This is a genomic window from Nocardia sp. NPDC059229 (assembly GCF_042754165.1).
Classification (GTDB): domain Bacteria; phylum Actinomycetota; class Actinomycetes; order Mycobacteriales; family Mycobacteriaceae; genus Nocardia.
In genome coordinates this window covers 1,051,469-1,070,058 of the sequence record NZ_JBHZAK010000001.1, presented here as the reverse complement: position 1 = coordinate 1,070,058, position 18,590 = coordinate 1,051,469, and the positions used below count along the sequence as shown (strand labels likewise).

The following is an 18,590-nucleotide window of genomic DNA, read 5'->3' as shown; positions in this document are numbered from 1 at the left end:
TTTTGCTAGGAGGTGGGGGATATGTTCGAGGGACTCGCCCTCGGGGTACACCTACCGGCCGGATGGCTCTGGCCCGCACTGGTTTTCTTCGGCGGCATCATCTGCATGGGTCTGCTGGTACTGCTACTGATCAGCGGAGCCCGTTTCGACGACCACGCGTCGCGGTACGTGCCGACGACGACCAGTACGTGTGAACCGTTCTGCGGTGCGCGAACTCCGGTACCCGGGTATCCGAACTGAACGGTCGTATCGAGGTTTCCGGACCGTCGGCGCGGATACTCCACGGGAATAGTTCGACGAGTGGGGGTACCCATGGGGCAGCGGTTCCCGGCCGTGGTCGGGTTGTACTTCCGCGAGGCCGGGCAGTGGCGGCGCATCGCCGAATTCCGGCTCGCCGCGGACGGTCGCGCCACCTTCCGGACAGTGGACCCGGTCGAAGGACTGGTTGCCCGCGTCTGGTACCACCAGGGCGTCGACATTCTCGGCGAGAACCGCACCGTGCTGCCCGAGGACGGCGCCGCCTTCCTGCGAGCGCTGCTGCAGCCGTTCGGTTTTCGCGACTACTGGTTCCGCGACGACAGTTCGCCACGCAGCGGGCGCACCCGCACCGGGCACTCGGTCTCGCGTAGCGCGGCCGCGGTGCGCCCGGACGCCTGCGACAAGGACCGCGCGGCAGCGGAGCCGGATTGCCGGTGCGCCGGGGATCGCGCGCCGGCCGATGTCACTCCGCAGCCGCACGAGGAGCGGTCGCACCGTCCCGTGTCCCGGTCCGCCGCCTGGCGGCTGCTGGACGCGGACATCCTCCGATTCTGAAGCGCCGCACCGGATCCGCTACAGGCTGTTGGCCAGCAGCGCGTACTGCGCGGCCGCCTTCTTCTGGGCGTCGGAATCATTGGTCCCGTTCACCACGCCCACGTACTGCTTGTAGCTGACGTAGCAGCGGCTCGGCGTCTTGTCCGAGGTGCGGTGCACGCACTTGACGTCGGGCACCTTGTCCGGCCCGCTGGTCGCGGACTCCTGCAGGTTGCTGATCATGCCGGTCACGAAATCCGTGCTCGCCTTGCCATCTCGCAGCCGGATGACGAAATTACCGTCCGCGCTGGACATTTCGTCCGCACCGCCATCGGACACCAGCTTGGTCCAGTAGGCCATGTCGTCGGAGGGCAGGATGAGCCAATTGGCCGGGAACACCGCGAAATCGTCGGGATCGACGGTCTTGTGGTCGCGGTCGGTCACCAGGGTGCGGGCCAGCAGGCGATCGGGATCGACCGGCAGCTGCGAGATCTGGTCGTTCGGGGTCTCCTGGAAGGCGTCCAGCGTCGGGACCTGGGCGTCGAGGGTCTTCTTGGCCCAGGACAGCAGATCCTTCTGATCGGCGCTGGGACGCAGGATGAACAGCGAGATCACGAAGTCCTTGCGCGCCATGGTCAATCCGATGTTCGGCACGCCCGGCCGCCAGTGCGCGTAGGCGTCCGGATAGTCGGGCAGGGTGAGCTTCTGGTTCACGTTCAGCGCGACATTGAAGTCGGCGTCCTCGAGTTCGCGGGCGGCCAGCTTGGCATTGTCGGCGGACGGGAAGCGCAGCACGCGGGTGGTGATGGTGGTGCCGTTCGGATCCGGATTGTCGTTGACGTCCTCGCGGTCCGAGCCGCTGGCCGCGAAACCGGCTACGAAGCCGCGGTTGGTCAGCACACTCTTGACCGCGGAGGACAGGTGGCTGACATTCACCACGTCGTCGACCGTGGACAGCACCACGCCGCCGCGGCCGATATTGAGATGGGAGTCGATCTTCACCGCCGGGGCGACGGCCGCGGTCATGCGGATGCCCTCGATGGTGTTGCCCTTGCCGCCGTTGTTGCGGTCGTAGGTGTAGCGGTTCACCGGATAGGACCCGGTGTCCAGGGTGCGGACATCCAGCTCACCGGGAACCGGGGTGCCGGACCTACCGCATCCGGACAGCAGGGCGGTCAAGGCGAGGCAGGTGATGGCAGTGACGACACGTGCCGGACGGCGCATGGTGATCCCTCCCGCGCGGCCCGTCGGCGGCGGCGCTCCATGCACAGATTTTCGGACCAGCATCGGCCGGATGTCCACTCTTATCCGTGTCGCTCGCCCGGCCGGATGGATTGAAACGCCTGGTAGTCAGACCCAGATGCCCTTGCCGACGGTCACCACGCCGCCATTGCTCACCGCGAAACGCTCCCGATCCCGATCCCGGTCCACGCCGATGATCTCGCCCTCCGTCACCACCACGTTCTTGTCCAGAATGGCGTGCCGCACCACCGCACCCCGGCCGATCCGCGCGCCCGGCATGAGCACACTGCCCTCCACCGTCGCACCGTCCTCCACCAGCACATTCGAGAACAGCACCGAATTGCGCACCGTCGCCGCCGACAGAATGCTGCCCGCGCCCACGATCGACTCCTGGGCCAGGCCGCCGCGGCCGAACTTGGCGGGCGGCAGATTCTCGGCCGCACCGCGAATCGGCCAGTGCTTGTTGTAGAGATCGAAGACCGGATCCACCGACACCAGATCCATGTGCGCCTCGTAGAAGGCGTCGATGGTGCCGACATCGCGCCAGTAACCGCGGCTGCGCTCGGTCGCGCCGGGCACCACATTGGTGGAGAAGTCGTAGACCGCGGCCGCGCCCGAACGCACCAGGCTCGGAATGATGTCGCCGCCCATGTCGTGGTCGGAGTCGTTGTCGTCGGCGTCGGCGCGGATGGCGTCCACCAGCACCTTGGTGCTGAACACGTAGTTGCCCATCGAGGCGAAGGTGACATTCGGATCGTCGGGGGTGCCGGGCGGGTGCACCGGCTTCTCTAGAAAGCCGATGATGCGGCCGGATTCGTCGGAATCGATGCAGCCGAAGGCGCTCGCCGTACTGCGCGGCACCCGGATGCCCGCCACCGTCACGCCCGCACCGGAGTCGATGTGCGCCTGCACCATTTGCTCCGGATCCATCCGGTACACGTGGTCCGCGCCGAAGACCACGATGTACTCCGGGTCCTCGTCGTAGATCAGGTTCAGCGACTGCATGATCGCGTCCGCGCTGCCGGTGTACCAGCGCGGGCCCAGCCGCTGCTGCGCCGGCACCGGGGTGATGTACTCCCCGCCGAAGCCCGACAGCCGCCAGGTCTGGGAGATATGCCGGTCCAGCGAATGCGACTTGTACTGCGTCAGTACGCAAATGCGCAGGTAACCCGCATTCACCAGATTCGACAGCACGAAGTCGATGAGCCGGTACGCGCCGCCGAAGGGAACCGCGGGCTTGGCGCGGTCCTTGGTGAGCGGAAAGAGTCGCTTGCCCTCGCCACCGGCGAGCACGATCCCGAGTACGTGCGGCTGGCTCCTCACACTCCTGAAACTACCGGTTGTGCCCGAACACGGAATGTCCAGCTGGTGCCGTGTTCATCGCGATCTTGCGGGCCACCTCGATTGGTTAGCCCGCGAGCTAACGTTTAGTTTGGACCGGTGAGTTACCGCGCGGACGGAGCTCGCGGACTGCGAGTGGCCCTGATGACCCGCGAATACCCGCCGGAGGTGTACGGCGGGGCGGGGGTGCACGTCACCGAACTTGTACCGCGGTTGCGGCGGCTGTGCGATGTCACCGTGCACTGCATGGGGGTCGCGCGCGCGGATGCCGTGGTGCACCAACCGGATCCGATGCTCTACGCGGCGAATTCCGCGTTGCAGATGATGTCCGCGCAGCTGCGCATGGCCGAGGCCGCGAGCTTCGCCGACGTGGTGCACTCGCACACCTGGTACACCGGGCTCGCGGGGCATCTGGCCGGGGAGCTGTACGGGATTCCGCACGTGCTGACCGCGCATTCACTGGAACCGCGGCGGCCGTGGAAGGCCGAGCAACTCGGCGGGGGCTACCGGCTGTCCTCGTGGTCGGAACACAATGCCATGACCCACGCCGACGCCGTCATCGCGGTGAGCGCGGGCATGCGCGCCGATGTGCTCGCCGCCTACCCCGACATCGACCCCGCCAAAGTCCACGTGGTGCACAACGGCATCGACGCCGACGTCTGGCATCCGGGCGGTCCCGCGTCCGGCTCGCGGGACGTGCTCACCGAACTCGGCGTGTCCCAGGGGCGGCCCATCGCGGCATTCGTCGGGCGCATCACCAGGCAGAAGGGCGTCTCGCATCTGCTGGCCGCGGCCCGGCATCTGGATCCGGACATTCAGCTGGTGCTGCTGGCCGGGGCCGCCGACACACCCGCCATGGAGGCCGAGGTGGCGGCGTCGGTGCGGGCGCTGCGGGCCGACCGCGACGGCGTGTTCTGGATCAAGGAGATGCTGCCCACCGAGCTGGTGCGGCAGGTGCTCGCGGCCGCAACGGTTTTCGTGTGCCCGTCGGTGTACGAGCCGCTGGGCATCGTGAACCTGGAGGCCATGGCCTGCGGGACCGCCGTGGTTGCCTCGAATGTGGGCGGGATTCCGGAGGTGGTGGTGCCCGGGGAGACCGGGCGGCTGGTCCACTACGACGAGACCGCGCCCCGGGACTACGAGCGCGGCCTCGCCCGCGCGGTGAACACCATTGCGGCGGACCCGGTCACGGCCGCCGCGATGGGAGCGGCCGGCCGCGACCGGGCGATCGGCGCCTTCGACTGGAACCGGATCGCCGCGCGCACCGCGCACATCTACGACCTGGTCCGCAAGGGATAGCCGGGCGCCGGTTCAGGCGGTCAGGGGAAACCGCATGAACACATCGGCCCGGTCATAGGGACTGGGCGGCAGCTCCGAGGGCGGCACGTGCACGAAACCCATGGCCTCGTACAGGTGCACGGCGCTGGCCAGCCGGGCATTGCTGGCCAGGAAGAACTCCGTCGCGCCCAGATCGCGCACCCGCTCGATGGCGGTGGCCAGCACCACCCGGCCGATGCCGCGGCCCCGGAAGCGCGGCGACACGGCCATTTTCGACAGTTCGAACACGCCCAGCTCCTCCTGGACCAGGGCGACACAGCCGACGGCCTCGCCGTCCAGCCGGGCGATCAGCACCTCGCCGCCGTGATCGACGATGGCCTGCGGATCGTCGAGGGTGGCCAGGTCGGCGGGCTCGACCGAGAAGATGGTCTCGATCCACTCCAGGTTCAGGTCCTTGAAGGCACGGGCGTCATCGGGCGAGGACATCGGCGCGACCACGATCGAATCGAGTTCCGGGGCGCGGGCTTCCGTCTGCTGAGTCACCAGGAAAGCATGTCGGACGTCGAACCATAACGTCCAATACTTGATAGCTGCGATCGATATGATCAACTTATGAACCCCGGTGTGGAGCTGCGGCACCTGCGCTACTTCCTGGCGGTCGCGGAGGAACTGCACTTCGGGCGGGCCGCCGCCCGCCTGCACATCGCCCAGCCCGCCCTCACCCAGCAGATCCAGCGCCTGGAAACCCTGCTCGGAACCCGGCTCTTCGACCGCACCTCGCGGACCGTCGTGCTCACTGCCGCGGGAATCGTGCTGCGCGAGCGCGCCCGCGCCCTGCTCGGTCACGCCGAACGCGACCTGGCCGAGGTCACCCGCATCGGCCAGGGCAGTCAGGGCACGCTCCACCTGGGCTTCGTCCCCTCGGTGCTGCCGCTCGAACCGCTGCGCGGGGTCCGCGAATTCCGCGAACGCTTCCCGCTTGTGCAGGTCGACCTGGTCGAAGGGTTCACCAGCCACCTGATGGAGCGCCTCGCCAACGGCACTCTCGACATGGCCATCGTCCGCGACCCCGACGAGCAACCCGGCACCGTCACCGTCCCCCTCATGACCGAGCCGTTCGTGGCGATCCTCCCCGCCGACCACCCCGCCGCCGGACGCGCCACCCTCACCGGCGCCGAACTCGCCGAGAACCCGCTGGTCTTCTTCCCGCGCGCCGCGGGCGGACTGGCCTACGAGAAGAACCTCGCGCCGCTGCTGGAATCCGGCCGCCGCCCTCGCATCGTCCAGGAGGCCACCAACTGGACCATCATCCTCTACCTGGTCGCCGCGGGCCTCGGCGTCACCATCGCCCCACGCAGCGCCACCTTCACCGCCCCCGACTCGGTCCGCATCATCCCCCTCGCCGAAACCGACGCGGCCACAACGATTTACATCGCCACCCGGGCGGACGACACCCGCCCCCTGGTCCACAACCTCCTCGACCTGCTCCCGAACCGCCCGAAACCTCCGGAACCGCTCGGGCTCAGCGTGGGCGATACACCGAGATCGTGACCGACGCGGTCACCGGCATCGGATCAGGCAGGGCCGCAATCTGTTCCGCCCGCCCCTCGGCCGCATGAAACGCCGACGGCCCCATGGCCGCCACATTCGCCACATCCTCGTGCGAGAGCTCCATCGTGTACTCGACCGCGTCGTGTCCCACCAGCTCGAACCGCTCCCCGAGCGATTCGGCGAGCCGATCCGCCTTGGCCGCATCCACACTCACCATCCCGAGCGGCTCGATCAGCTCACCCAGATGCCGCGAGGTCGGCGTCACCACCACGAACCGCCCCTCGTCCCCCAGCACGCGCGCCACCTCGTCCGCATTCCGCGGCGCGAACACCGACACCACCGCCCCCATCACGCCATCCCGCACCGGCAGCCCCCGCCACGCATCGGCCAGCACCGACCCGCCCCGCGCATGCGCCCGAGCCGCCCGCCGCGCCGCCGCCTTCGACACGTCGAGGGCGACTCCCCGAGCTCCCGGTACGGCATCCAGCACGGCCGCCAGGTAATACCCGGTCCCCGCTCCGATCTCGAGCAGTGCCGGGCCGCCGCCCGCGGAGAGGAGGGTGGTGGCGAGTCGTGCTGCGGAGGCCGAAGTGACGGTCATTCCGGGTGCGAGGGTTCCGGGGCGGAGGCGTCGATGCCGGGTCGGCGTGGCTGGGCCGGGTTTGCGTGGAATGTGGGAGCTCGCCGGGTCGGCGGTGCCACCGTGCTGCTGGACTGCGGGCGCGTGCGTGGGCGAGGTGGCAGCCGTGGGGGAGTCCGCTCCGAATACTGCTGTGTCGGAATCAGTTACGGGGTGGGGGGTGGTGATGGCGGGTTCGATGTTGCGGTGGGGAAGGGCTGCTGCGACGGTCTCGGCCATGGCGGCGGCGATGGGGGCGAAATGCCCTGCGGCTTGAAAGGCGGTGCGGGCGTCGAGCATGGCCGGGGTGTCGCCGGTCATTTTGGTGGACGCGCCGGTGAGGAGGCTGATGTAGCCCTGCTTGGCCAGGTCGAAGCTGTGGCCGTGCGGGCAGCGCAGGGTGCGGGCGGGCGGGTCGCCGGCCGCGGGGTCGGCGACGGGAGCCGTGAGGGGCAGGCCGCACTGTGGGCAGGCCAGCAGGTCGGCGCAGGCCAGGAGCCGTTCCGTGGGGGAGGGCTCGGCAGTGCCGACTATGGGGGGATATGAGTTGTTGTTCACCGTGGTACCGGTAAGCCTGGGAGCCCCCGGGATTCTCGAGGGGGTTCGGGGGCGAAGCCCCTGAGAGTCCCGGGAGTTGGGCTCACCGGCACCGGCGAGTCGATCGATCAGCTGGTGACTTTGACGAGTTCGTCACCGAGCGCCGCGGCTTCATCCGGCGTGAGCTCGACGACCAGACGCCCGCCACCCTCGAGTGGAACCCGCATCACGATTCCACGCCCTTCCTTGGTTGCCTCGAGGGGACCGTCCCCGGTGCGGGGCTTCATGGCCGCCATCCTCTGCTCCCTCCAGATCTGCGCGGTCTGCTGCGCACTTTCATGGAACTCCAGTTGTCACCAACCAGGCAGCCCGCCGGCATGTGGCGGGCTACACCATGCCCATTCTTCCCTATCGCGGATCGGGGCGGGTACCTGAGTTCCAAAAACCGACCGTCGTGGCGTTCAGCGAGTACCGACATTCACCCAGCAATCGGCGATGTGATCGTCTACCATCCCCGTCGCCTGCATGAGTGCGTATGCGGTCGTGGGTCCCACGAATTTGAACCCGCGTCGCTTGAGTTCTTTTGCGAGAGCGGTGCTTTCGGTTGTGACAGCGGGCACATCGGACGTGCTCCGCGGGCGCTTGCGCGGGGCCGGGGCATAGGACCAGAGCAGGGCGTCGAGGCTCTCGCCGAGATCGCGGGCAACTCGCGCATTGTGGACGCTCGCCAGTATTTTGGCCCGATTGCGAACAATGCTGGGATCCGCCATGAGGCGTTCCACATCGGCATCCCCGAACCCCGCGACCCGTTCGATCGCGAAGCCCTGGAATGCGGTCCGGAAGGCGGGCCGCTTCCGCAAAATCGTGATCCACGCCAACCCCGACTGAAACGCCTCGAGGCACATTCGTTCGAATAGCGCGTCATCGCCGTGCAGCGGTCGTCCCCACTCCTGATCGTGGTAATCCCGATAAAGCTGGGACCCCTCCGCCCATCCGCACCGAATCAGTCCGTCGGTGCTCGCGTCCGCGGTCACCGCGTGCCCGGCTCTTCGCCGTGCTCCGTCGGGACGCCCGGTTCGGCCGGGAGCACCTGGGGGACCGCCGCCTCGCCCGGTCCGGACTGCGAATTGGCGCCGGGCTCGGCCGTCTGCTCCGCCGCGGCCTCCGCTCCGGTCACGCGGGCGAGTTCGCCTTCGAGTTCGTCGATGCGTGCGGCGAGCCGGGTCAGGGCCCAGTCCACCTCGCCCGCCTTGTACCCCCGGAACACCTGCTGGAAGCGCAGTGTCCGCACATCGCAGCCGCTGATCCCCGCTGCGGGCAGCACGGTGACGGTCGTCCCCTCCGGCAGCGGCCCGAGCTCCTCCGACCGCCCGAAGATCGCACTGGCCACCAGGAACAGCAGCGCGGCGACCAATCCGACGATCAGCACGTACAGCAGCATCGTGAGCATGCCCCGAGCTTAGGGCCCGCCCGCGGCGCAGTCCGCCCGTACCCCTGGCGGAAACGCGCCCTCGAATTCCGCACTCCCCCAAAGGGAGAACAAAGTCAGGGAGCTCTCGGCGCGGGATTCGGGCGAATTCCGCGCTGAGAGCTCCCTGATCGTGATTGCTACAGGTGGCGGGTGGTGTCGATGGAGAGGGACATGCCGGCCAGGCCGCGTCGGCGGACGGACAGTTTGTCGGCGATGTCGAGCAGGGCCTTGCCCGATGGGCTCTCCGGGGCGCGCAGCACGATGGGGGTGCCCTCGTCGCCGGCCTCGCGCAGCTGCTGCTCGATCGGGATCTGGCCCAGCAGCGGGACATTCGCGCCGATGGCGCGGGTCAGGTTGTCGGCCACGGTCTGGCCGCCGCCGGCGCCGTAGAGCTCCATGCGGGTGCCGTCGGGCAGATCGAGCCAGGACATGTTCTCGATGACACCGGCGATGCGCTGGCGGGTCTGCAGGGCGATGGAGCCCGCGCGCTCGGCGACCTCGGCGGCGGCCAGCTGCGGGGTCGTCACGACCAGGATCTCCGCGTTCGGAATGAGCTGGGCCAGCGAGATGGCCACGTCGCCGGTGCCGGGCGGCAGGTCCAGCAGCAGGATGTCGAGGTCGCCCCAGAAGACGTCGGCCAGGAACTGCTGCAGCGCGCGGTGCAGCATCGGGCCGCGCCACACCACGGGGGTGTTGCCCTGGGTGAACATGGAGATCGAGATGACCTTCACGTCGTGCGCGATGGGCGGCAGGATCATGCGCTCGACCTGGGTGGGCCGCTGCTCGGTGCCCAGCATGCGGGGCACGCTGTGGCCGTAGATGTCGGCGTCGAGCACGCCCACCGAGAGGCCCTTGGCGGCCATGGCGGCGGCGAGATTGACGGTGACCGAGGACTTTCCGACGCCGCCCTTGCCGGAGGCGACCGCGTAGACGCGGGTGAGCGAGCCGGGCTGGGCGAAGGGGATGACCGGTTCCGCGGCGTCACCGCGCAGCTTGCGGCGCAGTTCGGTGCGCTGCTCGTCGCTCATGACGTCCAGCTCGACCGTGATGGCGCCGACTCCGGCCACGTCGGCGACGGCCTTCGTGACCCGTTCCTGGATGGCGGATTTCATCGGGCAGGCCGATGTCGTCAGGTAGATCACAACGTGGACACCGCTATCCGCGCCGACCTCGACGCTCTTCACCATGCCCAGCTCGGTGATCGGCTTCCGGATTTCCGGGTCGATCACCTTCGCGAGCGCGACCCGCACATCCGATTCCATAACCACTGGCATGTGCCCAAGTCTAGGAGCGCCGTCGGCCGTGCCGTTTTCGCCCTCCGCTTATACCCGGGGCGGGTGTGCAGGGCGTGGTCGGATGCGTGGGTGGCGTGGTCTAGATGCGAGGCAGCGCGGCGGCCGCCGGGGAGATCCCCGAGCCGTACGCGGTCTCCCACGCCATGACGTTCGCGACGTAGGCCATGGAGTTGTTGTAGCGCAGGATGGCCCGGGTCTGCTGGCCCGGATCATGCATGTCGAGGCCGCCCGAGCAGAGGTACTTGCCGGCGGTGAGCGCGGCGTCGTACATGTTCTGAGGATCGGCGACGCCGTCGCCATTGCCGTCGGCCGCGTACTTGCGCCAGGTTTCGGGCAGGAACTGCATGGGGCCCACGGCGCGGCGGTAGCTGCCGGACAAGCCGTCCAGGTCGCCGCCGTCGGAGGTCGCGACCACGTTGTTCCCGGCCAGCCTGCCGTCCAGGATCGGGCCGTAGACGGATTCGAGCGGGTAGCCGTTGTCGTCGATTTTGCCGTAGCCGTGGGTGGATTCGACCCGGCCGATGCCGGCCAGCAGGTTCCACGGCATATTGCAGGTCGGATTCTCCACGGCGAGAATGCGTTCCGCGTTCTCGTAGGCGTCCTGCGCGACGCCCGGCATGCCGAGCGGCCCGGCGGCGCGCGCCGACGGCACCCGGCCGTCCGGCTGGGCGACGGACTTGACCTCCGGAGGACCAACGGGCGCAACCTGTTTGGCCTCGTGCAGCAGCGGTTCCGGTGCGGCGGCCGGTATTACGGCTGCCTCGGGTTTGGGTAGTTGTTCCTCGCTGTCGTTCGACAGCTGGTGCTGGACGGTAGCCGCGAGCTTGTCGGCGATGTTCCCGTCGCCGGCTCCGGTAACTGTGGCCAGTCCGGCGGGCACGAGCCCGGTCAATGCGATGACCGATCCACGGCGAACTTTCGGGACCGGGGGTTTGCGGTGACGACCCACTGTGTGGTGACCCTCCATTGCCATCGGTTGATACCGGGGTGATGCAACGAAGGTCAGGTTACCTTATCCGAGACCTTCCTGTTACCCCTTCGTGACCAACTCTCAGGATTTGAAGGAAACGCAAGTCAGACGCGAGTTCCGGAGCGGCGCGACGAAACTCGCGAATCACACCATCGTTACGGGGCGGGCGCGGGGGCCGGCGCCGGAAGCGGAATCGTGATGCCGAACGGCAGCGTGATGCCGGGGGCCGGGGTGGTGGTCGTGGTGGCGTCCGGAGTGGTTTCGGCCGGGGCCACGGCCTCGGGCTCGGGCGTCCCGGAGGGCGTGACCGTTTGCTGGTCCTGCGGTTGCTGGACGGCCTGCTGCGGCTGATCCTGCGGCTTCTGGCCCTGCTGACCCGTCTGGGTGTTGCAGGTGGTGACGGCGGGCTGATCCTTGACCACCGGCTTGCCGTCGGGTCCGAACTGCTGCTCGGCCGGCTTGCCGTTCTCGGCCTTGGCGGCGTCCTCGGGCTTGGTCTTGTCATCGGTGTCCGGGTCGCCGGGGACCTTGTCGGCCTTCTGATCCGGCTGCTGCGCCGGAACCATCACCTGCTCACAGGGATTCGCGGGCACCACTGGAGCCGGGCAGAAGATGCCGCACGGGATCGGCGGCAGGCCCGGGATGGTGATCATCACCTGGGTCGGCGTCGGCGTGGTGGACTGCCGCGTGGTGTCGGGCGCCTCGGTGGCCGGAATCGTGGTGGAGGCCACCGAGATATCGGGGCCGTTGACCGGAAGGTAGTTGTTGGGCACCAGATCCGGCGAGATGCTCACCCGCTGCGGGGCGCCGCCGGTCTTGTAGGCGTTGGCCCAGCTGAGCACGTTGGCCGCGTACGACACCGAATTGTTGTAGCGCAGCACGGCCCTGAGCTGCTGCTGCGGATCGGCCAGGTCCATACCGCCCGAGCACAGGTACTTGCCCGCCGCCAGCGCCGCGTCGAAGACATTGTTGGGATCCGGTGTGCCGCTGCCCTTTCCATTGGCGGCGTACACCGACCAGGTGCTGGGCAGGAACTGCATGGGGCCGATAGCCCGCACGAAACTGCCGTCGCTGGCCTTGATGATCTCGTTGCCGGGCAGCGTCCCGTCCAGGGCCGGGCCGTAGATGGGCGAGACCGTGGTGCCCGCGGCGTCGGTGCGGCCGTTGTTGGCGTGGTTGGACTCGATGCGGCCGATGCCGGCCAGCAGGTACCAGGGCAGATGGCAGTTCGGGTCCGAAGACTGCAGCGCCAGTTCGGCATTGCGGTAGGCGGCCAGCACGATCTCCGGAATGCCCAGCACGCCACTGCCGCCGGGCAGCGCGATGTCCTGCAGCGGCACGGTGCCGCCGAAGAGCGGCGAGCCGTCGGCGGGCGGGGTCATTGCGCTGAGTTTGCGGGGGGCCTCCGGAGCCGCCGGAACCAGGCCGACGGTCTGGTCGGAGGGGGTGTCGGCGGGACTGTTCACGCTCGTGTTGTGCGTCGCGGCGGCCGCCAGCAATGCGTCCGGCGCGGCCTGCGGGGCCACGGTGTGGACGGTCGTATTGGTGGCGGAACCGGCGGTGACCAGGCCCGCAATCAACAGTGCCGACGCTGTCACCGGAGCAGAAATTCTCTTCGCCACCACACAATCCCCTCAGTCGTGCGGCCGGTGCCCCGTGGTAACACTCATACAGCGGCGGTGTCTGGGTCGGTCGCTCGGAACAACGTGATCCAGGTTACCCATGAGTCAGCTCGATCGGAACAACTTCGGTGGTCAGTCGCCATCTTTTTGTGCCGAAATTGCGACCTCATCAGTCTTCCGATCGGTACTCTTCTTTGCTTTCTTGACCTTCGCGACCTCGTCGCCGACTGTCAGTTTCTCCAATCTGACCAGGGATTCCTTGATGTCGTCCAGTTCCCGGCGCACGTAGTCGCGCGTGGCGACCTCGCCGACGGCCAGCCGCAGCGCGGCGAGCTCACGCGCCAGGAATTCGGTGTCGGCTTTCGTCTGGGCCGCTCGTGTCCGGTCCTCCTCGAGCGAGACCCGATCGCGATTGTCCTGGCGGTTCTGCGCCAGCAGGATCAGCGGTGCGGCGTAGGCGGCCTGGGTGGAGAACGCCAGATTCAACAGGATGAACGGATACGGGTCCCACTGCAGCCGCAGCGCGAACACATTGAGCAGGATCCACACCACCACGATGACGGTCTGGATCACCAGGTAGCGGCCGGTGCCCAGGAAGCGGGCCACCTTTTCGCTGGAACGGGCCATCGCCTCGGGATCCCAGTCGAGGCCGCGGAAGCGGGTCTCGAGCGGGGTCTCCAAACGCTGGCGGGCGCTGAGTTTTTCGAGCCGCTCGCTCATGCGCGGCCTCCCGTCCCCTCGATCACGGGCATGCCGTGTGCATCGTGTTGGTCTTCGTCCTGCTCGCGCCAGTCCTCGGGCAGCAGGTGGTCGAGCACGTCGTCGACGGTGACGGCTCCCAAGAGATGATTCTCCGCGTCCACCACCGGCCCGCACACCAGGTTGTAGGTGGCGAAATAGCGGGTCACGGCGGTGAGCGGGGCATCGGGCCGCAGCTGCACCAGATCGGTGTCGACGATGCCGCCGACCAGGTTGGCGGGCGGTTCCCGCAGCAGCTGCTGGAAGTGCACACAGCCCAGGTAGCGGCCGGTCGGGGTGGCCGTGGGGGGACGCACCACGAAGGCCATCGACGCCAGGGCCGGGGTCAGCTCGGGATCGCGGATGCGGGCCAGCGCCTCGGCGACCGTGGTGGAGGCGGTGATGACGATCGCGTCGGGCGTCATCAGACCACCCGCCGTGTAGGGCGCGTGCTCGAGCAGACGGCGCACCGGTTCGGAGTCCTCCGGATCCATCAGCGCCAGCAGCGATTCCGCCTCGCCCTCGGGCAGTTCGCCCAGCAGGTCGGCGGCGTCGTCGGGGTCCATGGCCTCGAGCAGGTCGGCGGCGCGTTCCACACCGAGCTGTTCGAGCAACTCCACCTGGTCGTTCTCGGGCAGTTCCTGGACCACGTCGGCGAGACGTTCGTCGTCGAAGGCGGAGGCGACCTCGATGCGGCGCTTCTGCGGCAGTTCGCGCAGCATGTGCGCGACATCGGCCGGGCGCATGCCCTCGAATTGCGCGAGCAGCTGGGTGACGTCCTGGCCCGGCATGTTGAGCTCGGTCTGGGTGAGCCCGCGCACCTGCGCCCAGTCGACCACGTGCACCGCGCCACGCCGCCCGAAGCCGACACCCAGACGGCGGCGTTCGCGCACGGCCACCCGGGAGACCACCCAGTCACGGGTACGGCCCTGCTCGATGCCCAGGTCGACCACCACCACGTCGGCGCCGGACAGGTGCGGCAACTCCGGATCCGCGACGCGGACGGTGGAGTCGAGGATCTGCGCGATGGCCAGCAGCTCGCCGGGCCGCTGCTCGAAGCGGCGCACGCTGATGGTGCCCGTGGTGAGGGTGATCGCGCCGGGGTCGATGGTCTGCACCCGCAGCATGGGCACGAAAATCCGCTTCCGGGTGGGCAATTCGACGAGAACGCCCAGGACTCGGGGTTGCTGGCGGTCATAGCGTATCGAGATCACGATGTCCCGGAGGCGGCCGATAGACTCGCCGTCCGGTCCCAGTACCACCAAGCCCGCCAACCGGGCGGCGAAAACCTTCGTCGCTGCCATGTTTGGTAAGGCTAGTGGGTCGAACGCGTCCTAAATGTCGCGCCACGTGAAGGAGTGAGCCATGACATCGCGCCGATCGGTGCTCGCCGTGCCCGGCAGCAACCCGCGCATGATCGAGAAGGCCAAGGGACTGCCCGCCGACGAGGTGTTCCTGGATCTCGAGGACGCGGTCGCGCCGGCGGCGAAGGAGGCCGCGCGGGCGAACATCGTGGCGGCCCTCAACTCCGGCGGCTGGGGCGCCCAGATCCGCGTTGTGCGGGTCAACGATTGGACCACCGAACACACCTATGCCGACGTCATCACGGTGGTGGAGGGCGCGGGCTCGGAGCTGGACGCCATCCTGCTGCCGAAGGTCACCGACTCCGGGCAGGTGCAGGCCCTGGACCTGCTGCTGACCCAGCTGGAGAAGGCCAACGGGCTGCCGGTCGGCCGGATCGGGATCGAACCGCAGATCGAGAACGCGCTCGGGCTGCGCAATATCGACGCCATCGCCACCGCGAGCCCGCGGGTGCAGACCCTGGTGTTCGGGCCCGCCGACTTCATGGCCTCGATCAATATGCGCACCCTGGTGGTCGGCGAGCAGCCCGAGGGCTACGAGCCGGGTGACGCCTATCACCACATCTATATGACGATCCTGCTGGCGGCCCGCGCCCACGGCCTGCAGGCCATCGACGGCCCCTACCTGGCGGTCCGCGATATCGACGGCTTCCGCCGCAACGCATCCCGCACGGCCGCACTGGGTTTCGACGGCAAGTGGGTGCTGCACCCGGATCAGATCACCGCCTGCAACGAGATCTTCAGCCCGCGCCAGGCCGACTACGACCGGGCCGAGGAGATCCTCGACGCCTACGCGTTCCACACCTCGGCCGAGGGCGGCGCGCGGGGCGCGGTGATGCTCGGTGACGAGATGATCGACGAGGCCAGCGCGAAGATGGCTCAGGTGATCGCTGACAAGGGCAGGGCGGCCGGAATGGCGCGAACCACGCCTGCTCTTCGAATCGGGCACGGCGAATCGGCGTCCGTCGACGCGAAATAGCATGATGGAGTCATGACGAATCCCATGGGGAATCCGAGCCGGGGCCGTCCCGGCCTGCCGACGCCACCGTCGGGCTGGCCGGTCGGCTCCTACCCGACCTATGCCGAGGCGCAGCGGGCGGTCGACTACCTGGCCGACAACCAGTTCCCGGTGGAGGGCGTGACCATCGTCGGCGTCGACCTCATGCAGGTCGAGCGGGTGCTGTACCGGCTGACCTGGGGAAAGGTCATTGGCGGCGGCATGGTTTCGGGCGCCTGGCTGGGCCTGTTCCTGGGTCTGCTGCTGAGCATGTTCACCTCCGGCGGGGCGATCGGCCCGCTGGTGGTCGGCCTGGTCGGCGGCATCATCTTCGGCCTCATCTCCGCGTCCATCCCGTACGCGGCCACCCGGGGCCAGCGCGACTTCGCCTCCACCATGCAGCTGGTGGCCGGCCGCTACGACGTGCTGTGCGACCCGAAGACCGCCGAGCAGGCGCGCGACATGCTCGCCAGGCTGGCCATCTAGATCCATGGAGGTACTGGATCAGGTCCGGGCCGCGGTGCTCGGTCATTTCGAGGTGGAGTCCGCGGACGCGGCGTCGGTGACGTTCCTGGGTTTGGAGCCCATCGACATCCTGCGTATCCCGGACGGTGAGTTCGTGCACTACGCCACGCTGGGCGGTTCCCGGCATCCGATGACGGATCCGGCTGCGGCGCTGGCCGATCCGGTGCGCGGGCCGCGCGCGGAGCTGGTGCTGACGCTGCGCGGCGGTGTGGGCGCGGGTTCGGGGCTGACCCGCACGCTGGGTGTGCTGGTGGCGGCGCCCGCGGTGGAAGGTGTTGTGCTGCAGGCGGATGCGCTGCTCGATCTGGGAGAACCGTTGTGGACCAACGCGCCGTTCACCGCGGCGCTACTGGGCGCGAGCGACATCCCGGAGGTGGAGCTGCCGGAACCCGCTGAGCCCGTGCGGTTCCTGACGGTCGCGCCGATCACCGCGACGGAGGCGGCGTGGGTGCGGATTCGCGGCGCGGCGGCGTTGCGCGACGCCTGGGCCGAGGCGGGAATCGATGTGCGTGATCCCGCCCGGGCCGCAGCGTCGCTCTGATCGACCGCTGCGTCGCTCTAATCGAACGGGTTGCCGTCGATCGGACAGGTCGCGCCGGCGGCCGGCAGCGTTCCCGCGATGAGATAGTCGCGTTTCGCGGCCTCCGAGCATTTGCTGTGCACGTACATGCTGCTGTGCCCGGCTCCCTCCACCACCAGTAGGTGCGCGTCCGACAGTTCCGCCGCGCCGGCGGCGGCTCCGGCCAGCGGTGTCGCGGGATCATTGCGACTGTTGATCACCAGGATCGGGGCGGTCGGCCGATTCCACGGTCCGGAGTAGGGGTGCACGGCGGTCTGCGGCCAGTAGGCGCAGGTCAGTGCGTCCAGGACGCCGAGCCGGCCGAAGACGGGCACCCGCTGGTCCTCACTGATCGCGAGGGCGCTGTAGCGCCGCTCGTCGCGCGGCACCCGGCTGTCGGCGCACTGGACGCCGTGGAAGGCCTCGGTGTAGTTGTCGTCGTAGGTGTTGGCGCCGGTGCCGCCCAGGCCCTGCGAGCTGCCCGTGCCGATGTCGGCCACCTGCCGCACCAGGGCCGCGGTCTCGGCGAGCACATCGGTCGGCTGATACGGGGTGTTGCGCAGGTCGTAGAGAAGTTGCAGGGTGGCGGCGACCTGCGGCCAGCCGGCCGGATTGGACAGCTGGCCCGCCGCGGCCACCACGGTGCCGTAGTCGTAGCGTTTGCCGTTCCACGAGATCGGTTCGCGCCGTACCCGTTCCAGGATCCGCTGCCATTTCTCCCGCGGATCTCCCTGGGAGAAGGCGCATTCGGGCCCGGCCGCCACGCAGGCGTCGAGCATGGCGTCGAACGCGCCCGCGATTCCGGTGGCCACGTCCTGGCGGGTGTCGATGGGCTGGTCGGCGGCGGCGTCGTCGAGACCGAGGGCGTTGCCGCGGAAGTCCATCGAGCCGTCCAGCGCGAGGGCGCGGACCCGGCCGGGAAACATGTTGGCGTACAACGCGCCGAGGTAGGTGCCGTACGAAATGCCGTGGTACGTCAGTTTGTCGTCGCCGACGGCCCGGCGCAGCAGATCCAGATCCCGTGCGGTGTTCTCGGTCGACAGGTGCGGCAGCAGGTCGGCGGCACGCTGTCCGCAGTTGTCCGCCAGCGTCTTCGCGGCCGCGAAGAACGGCGGCTCCGCGTCGGGCGTGCCCGGCATCGGGGGATAGGTGGCGAAGAACAGCTGCTGCGCGGTCGCATCCGGAAAACAGTGCACCGGTGCGCTGTTCGCACTGCCGCGGGTATCCCAGGACACCAGATCGAAGCGGGCGCGCAGCTCGTCGGAGAACAGCCACGACCAGTGCGCCCGTTCCCGCAGCCGCTGCACCCCGGACCGGCCGGGGCCGCCGAAGTTGACGAAGAGCGTGCCGATCCGCCGGGCCGGGTCGGCGGCGGGGAGTTTGATCACGGCCAGGTCGATCGATCGGGCTTCGGGATGCGCATAGTCCAGTGGCACTCGCGCTGTCGCACAGGAGAATCCGGAATCGCAGTCGGTCCATTGAAGGGTGGGTGCCGGTGCGGCATCGGCGAGGGCGTCGACGTAGGAGTCGGCTGCCGGGCCGGCCGCGGCGGGCACCGGCACGGCCAGGAGAAGCCCGAATATTGCTGTCCACCAAGCCATCCGGCCGCGGACCGGCGAAGTCCTCATCATGAACACAGCCGCATTCATAGCAACCCGGCGGCGGGCGCGTCGAGGCGGTCGGCAAAGCCGC

At 68.7% G+C, this 18,590-nt stretch carries 20 protein-coding genes; 7 read left to right on the top strand and 13 right to left on the bottom strand.

From position 1 onward, the window contains the following. The first annotated feature begins 21 nt into the window (after positions 1–21). Both ACFXHE_RS04970 and ACFXHE_RS04965 read left to right on the top strand, forming a co-directional pair. The gene (locus ACFXHE_RS04970; RefSeq protein ID WP_379379859.1) at positions 22–240 is read left to right on the top strand and encodes a hypothetical protein; all 219 of its coding nucleotides are present in this window, start codon (positions 22–24) and stop codon (positions 238–240) included. A gap of 60 nt (positions 241–300) precedes the next feature. Continuing rightward, on the top strand, positions 301–813 hold the full coding sequence (locus ACFXHE_RS04965) for a hypothetical protein (protein ID WP_379379857.1): 513 nt from the start codon (positions 301–303) through the stop codon (positions 811–813). Between the two features lie 18 nt (positions 814–831). Here ACFXHE_RS04965 and ACFXHE_RS04960 read toward each other — a convergent pair whose 3' ends face one another. After that, positions 832–2,016, bottom strand: coding sequence for a hypothetical protein (locus ACFXHE_RS04960; protein ID WP_379379855.1), 1,185 nt, complete (start codon positions 2,014–2,016; stop codon positions 832–834). Between the two features lie 126 nt (positions 2,017–2,142). Then, positions 2,143–3,357: a glucose-1-phosphate adenylyltransferase gene (glgC, locus tag ACFXHE_RS04955; protein ID WP_379379853.1), complete on the bottom strand. Its 1,215-nt coding sequence runs from the start codon at positions 3,355–3,357 to the stop codon at positions 2,143–2,145. A 147-nt stretch (positions 3,358–3,504) separates the two neighbouring features. On the opposite strand from glgC, the gene glgA reads away from it, so the two are divergent. Next, complete coding sequence (gene glgA, locus ACFXHE_RS04950) at positions 3,505–4,674, top strand: glycogen synthase (protein WP_379380413.1); 1,170 nt, start codon at positions 3,505–3,507, stop codon at positions 4,672–4,674. A gap of 12 nt (positions 4,675–4,686) precedes the next feature. Here the strand turns inward: glgA and ACFXHE_RS04945 are convergent, their stop codons facing one another. Next, a complete protein-coding gene (locus tag ACFXHE_RS04945; RefSeq protein ID WP_379379851.1) occupies positions 4,687–5,196 on the bottom strand; it encodes a GNAT family N-acetyltransferase in 510 nt (169 codons plus the stop codon). A gap of 69 nt (positions 5,197–5,265) precedes the next feature. Between ACFXHE_RS04945 and ACFXHE_RS04940 the strand changes: the two genes are divergently transcribed. Continuing rightward, positions 5,266–6,204 carry a LysR family transcriptional regulator gene (locus ACFXHE_RS04940; protein WP_379379850.1) on the top strand — a complete coding sequence of 313 codons (939 nt, stop codon included), beginning with the start codon at positions 5,266–5,268 and terminating at the stop codon, positions 6,202–6,204. On the opposite strand, the gene ACFXHE_RS04935 is transcribed toward ACFXHE_RS04940, so the two are convergent. From ACFXHE_RS04935 to ACFXHE_RS04895, 9 genes are all read right to left on the bottom strand, one after another. Then, positions 6,176–7,381: a putative RNA methyltransferase gene (locus ACFXHE_RS04935; RefSeq protein ID WP_379379849.1), complete on the bottom strand. Its 1,206-nt coding sequence runs from the start codon at positions 7,379–7,381 to the stop codon at positions 6,176–6,178. The genes ACFXHE_RS04940 and ACFXHE_RS04935 overlap by 29 nt on opposite strands. Before the next feature lie 107 nt (positions 7,382–7,488). Beyond that, complete coding sequence (locus tag ACFXHE_RS04930; RefSeq protein WP_083869218.1) at positions 7,489–7,656, bottom strand: DUF3117 domain-containing protein; 168 nt, start codon at positions 7,654–7,656, stop codon at positions 7,489–7,491. A 165-nt stretch (positions 7,657–7,821) separates the two neighbouring features. After that, positions 7,822–8,394: a DNA-3-methyladenine glycosylase I gene (locus ACFXHE_RS04925; RefSeq protein WP_379379848.1), complete on the bottom strand. Its 573-nt coding sequence runs from the start codon at positions 8,392–8,394 to the stop codon at positions 7,822–7,824. Beyond that, entirely contained in the window at positions 8,391–8,810 is a 420-nt protein-coding gene (locus ACFXHE_RS04920) for a DivIVA domain-containing protein (protein ID WP_379379846.1), read from the bottom strand. Before ACFXHE_RS04920 ends, ACFXHE_RS04925 begins: the two co-directional genes overlap by 4 nt. 158 nt (positions 8,811–8,968) lie before the next feature. Continuing rightward, on the bottom strand, positions 8,969–10,105 hold the full coding sequence (locus ACFXHE_RS04915; RefSeq protein ID WP_379379844.1) for an Mrp/NBP35 family ATP-binding protein: 1,137 nt from the start codon (positions 10,103–10,105) through the stop codon (positions 8,969–8,971). Positions 10,106–10,205: 100 nt separating this feature from the next. Continuing rightward, entirely contained in the window at positions 10,206–11,075 is an 870-nt protein-coding gene (locus tag ACFXHE_RS04910) for a lytic transglycosylase domain-containing protein (protein ID WP_379379842.1), read from the bottom strand. Between the two features lie 176 nt (positions 11,076–11,251). Continuing rightward, on the bottom strand, positions 11,252–12,694 hold the full coding sequence (locus tag ACFXHE_RS04905; RefSeq protein ID WP_379379840.1) for a lytic murein transglycosylase: 1,443 nt from the start codon (positions 12,692–12,694) through the stop codon (positions 11,252–11,254). 156 nt (positions 12,695–12,850) lie between these two features. Next, positions 12,851–13,438 (bottom strand): DUF1003 domain-containing protein, encoded by a 588-nt coding sequence (locus tag ACFXHE_RS04900; RefSeq protein ID WP_379379838.1) that lies wholly within the window; start codon positions 13,436–13,438, stop codon positions 12,851–12,853. Beyond that, a complete protein-coding gene (locus tag ACFXHE_RS04895) occupies positions 13,435–14,760 on the bottom strand; it encodes a magnesium transporter MgtE N-terminal domain-containing protein (protein WP_379379836.1) in 1,326 nt (441 codons plus the stop codon). The genes ACFXHE_RS04900 and ACFXHE_RS04895 overlap by 4 nt, the downstream gene beginning before the upstream one ends. Positions 14,761–14,821: 61 nt before the next feature. Here ACFXHE_RS04895 and ACFXHE_RS04890 point away from each other — a divergent pair, with 61 nt between their 5' ends. The 3 genes from ACFXHE_RS04890 to ACFXHE_RS04880 are packed head-to-tail and all read left to right on the top strand — an operon-like array spanning position 14,822 to position 16,880. Then, a complete protein-coding gene (locus tag ACFXHE_RS04890; protein WP_379379834.1) occupies positions 14,822–15,796 on the top strand; it encodes an HpcH/HpaI aldolase/citrate lyase family protein in 975 nt (324 codons plus the stop codon). Between the two features lie 12 nt (positions 15,797–15,808). Continuing rightward, positions 15,809–16,300, top strand: coding sequence for a general stress protein (locus tag ACFXHE_RS04885; protein ID WP_354833658.1), 492 nt, complete (start codon positions 15,809–15,811; stop codon positions 16,298–16,300). A 4-nt stretch (positions 16,301–16,304) separates the two neighbouring features. After that, positions 16,305–16,880 carry a suppressor of fused domain protein gene (locus tag ACFXHE_RS04880; protein ID WP_379379832.1) on the top strand — a complete coding sequence of 192 codons (576 nt, stop codon included), beginning with the start codon at positions 16,305–16,307 and terminating at the stop codon, positions 16,878–16,880. Positions 16,881–16,897: 17 nt separating this feature from the next. Here the strand turns inward: ACFXHE_RS04880 and ACFXHE_RS04875 are convergent, their stop codons facing one another. Next, positions 16,898–18,529 (bottom strand): alpha/beta hydrolase, encoded by a 1,632-nt coding sequence (locus ACFXHE_RS04875; RefSeq protein ID WP_379379830.1) that lies wholly within the window; start codon positions 18,527–18,529, stop codon positions 16,898–16,900. Positions 18,530–18,590 lie beyond the last annotated feature (61 nt).

What these genes read in the sequence shown, in the direction of transcription:
- ACFXHE_RS04970 (WP_379379859.1), top strand. Translation starts at nt 22, where the DNA reads ATGTTCGAGGGACTCGCCCTCGGGGTACACCTACCGGCCGGATGGCTC.
- ACFXHE_RS04960 (WP_379379855.1), bottom strand. Translation starts at nt 2,016, where the DNA reads ATGCGCCGTCCGGCACGTGTCGTCACTGCCATCACCTGCCTCGCCTTG.
- ACFXHE_RS04940 (WP_379379850.1), top strand. Translation starts at nt 5,266, where the DNA reads ATGAACCCCGGTGTGGAGCTGCGGCACCTGCGCTACTTCCTGGCGGTC.
- ACFXHE_RS04930 (WP_083869218.1), bottom strand. Translation starts at nt 7,656, where the DNA reads ATGGCGGCCATGAAGCCCCGCACCGGGGACGGTCCCCTCGAGGCAACC.
- ACFXHE_RS04920 (WP_379379846.1), bottom strand. Translation starts at nt 8,810, where the DNA reads ATGCTCACGATGCTGCTGTACGTGCTGATCGTCGGATTGGTCGCCGCG.
- ACFXHE_RS04915 (WP_379379844.1), bottom strand. Translation starts at nt 10,105, where the DNA reads ATGCCAGTGGTTATGGAATCGGATGTGCGGGTCGCGCTCGCGAAGGTG.
- ACFXHE_RS04900 (WP_379379838.1), bottom strand. Translation starts at nt 13,438, where the DNA reads ATGAGCGAGCGGCTCGAAAAACTCAGCGCCCGCCAGCGTTTGGAGACC.
- ACFXHE_RS04895 (WP_379379836.1), bottom strand. Translation starts at nt 14,760, where the DNA reads ATGGCAGCGACGAAGGTTTTCGCCGCCCGGTTGGCGGGCTTGGTGGTA.
- ACFXHE_RS04890 (WP_379379834.1), top strand. Translation starts at nt 14,822, where the DNA reads ATGACATCGCGCCGATCGGTGCTCGCCGTGCCCGGCAGCAACCCGCGC.
- ACFXHE_RS04885 (WP_354833658.1), top strand. Translation starts at nt 15,809, where the DNA reads ATGACGAATCCCATGGGGAATCCGAGCCGGGGCCGTCCCGGCCTGCCG.
- ACFXHE_RS04880 (WP_379379832.1), top strand. Translation starts at nt 16,305, where the DNA reads ATGGAGGTACTGGATCAGGTCCGGGCCGCGGTGCTCGGTCATTTCGAG.
- ACFXHE_RS04875 (WP_379379830.1), bottom strand. Translation starts at nt 18,529, where the DNA reads ATGATGAGGACTTCGCCGGTCCGCGGCCGGATGGCTTGGTGGACAGCA.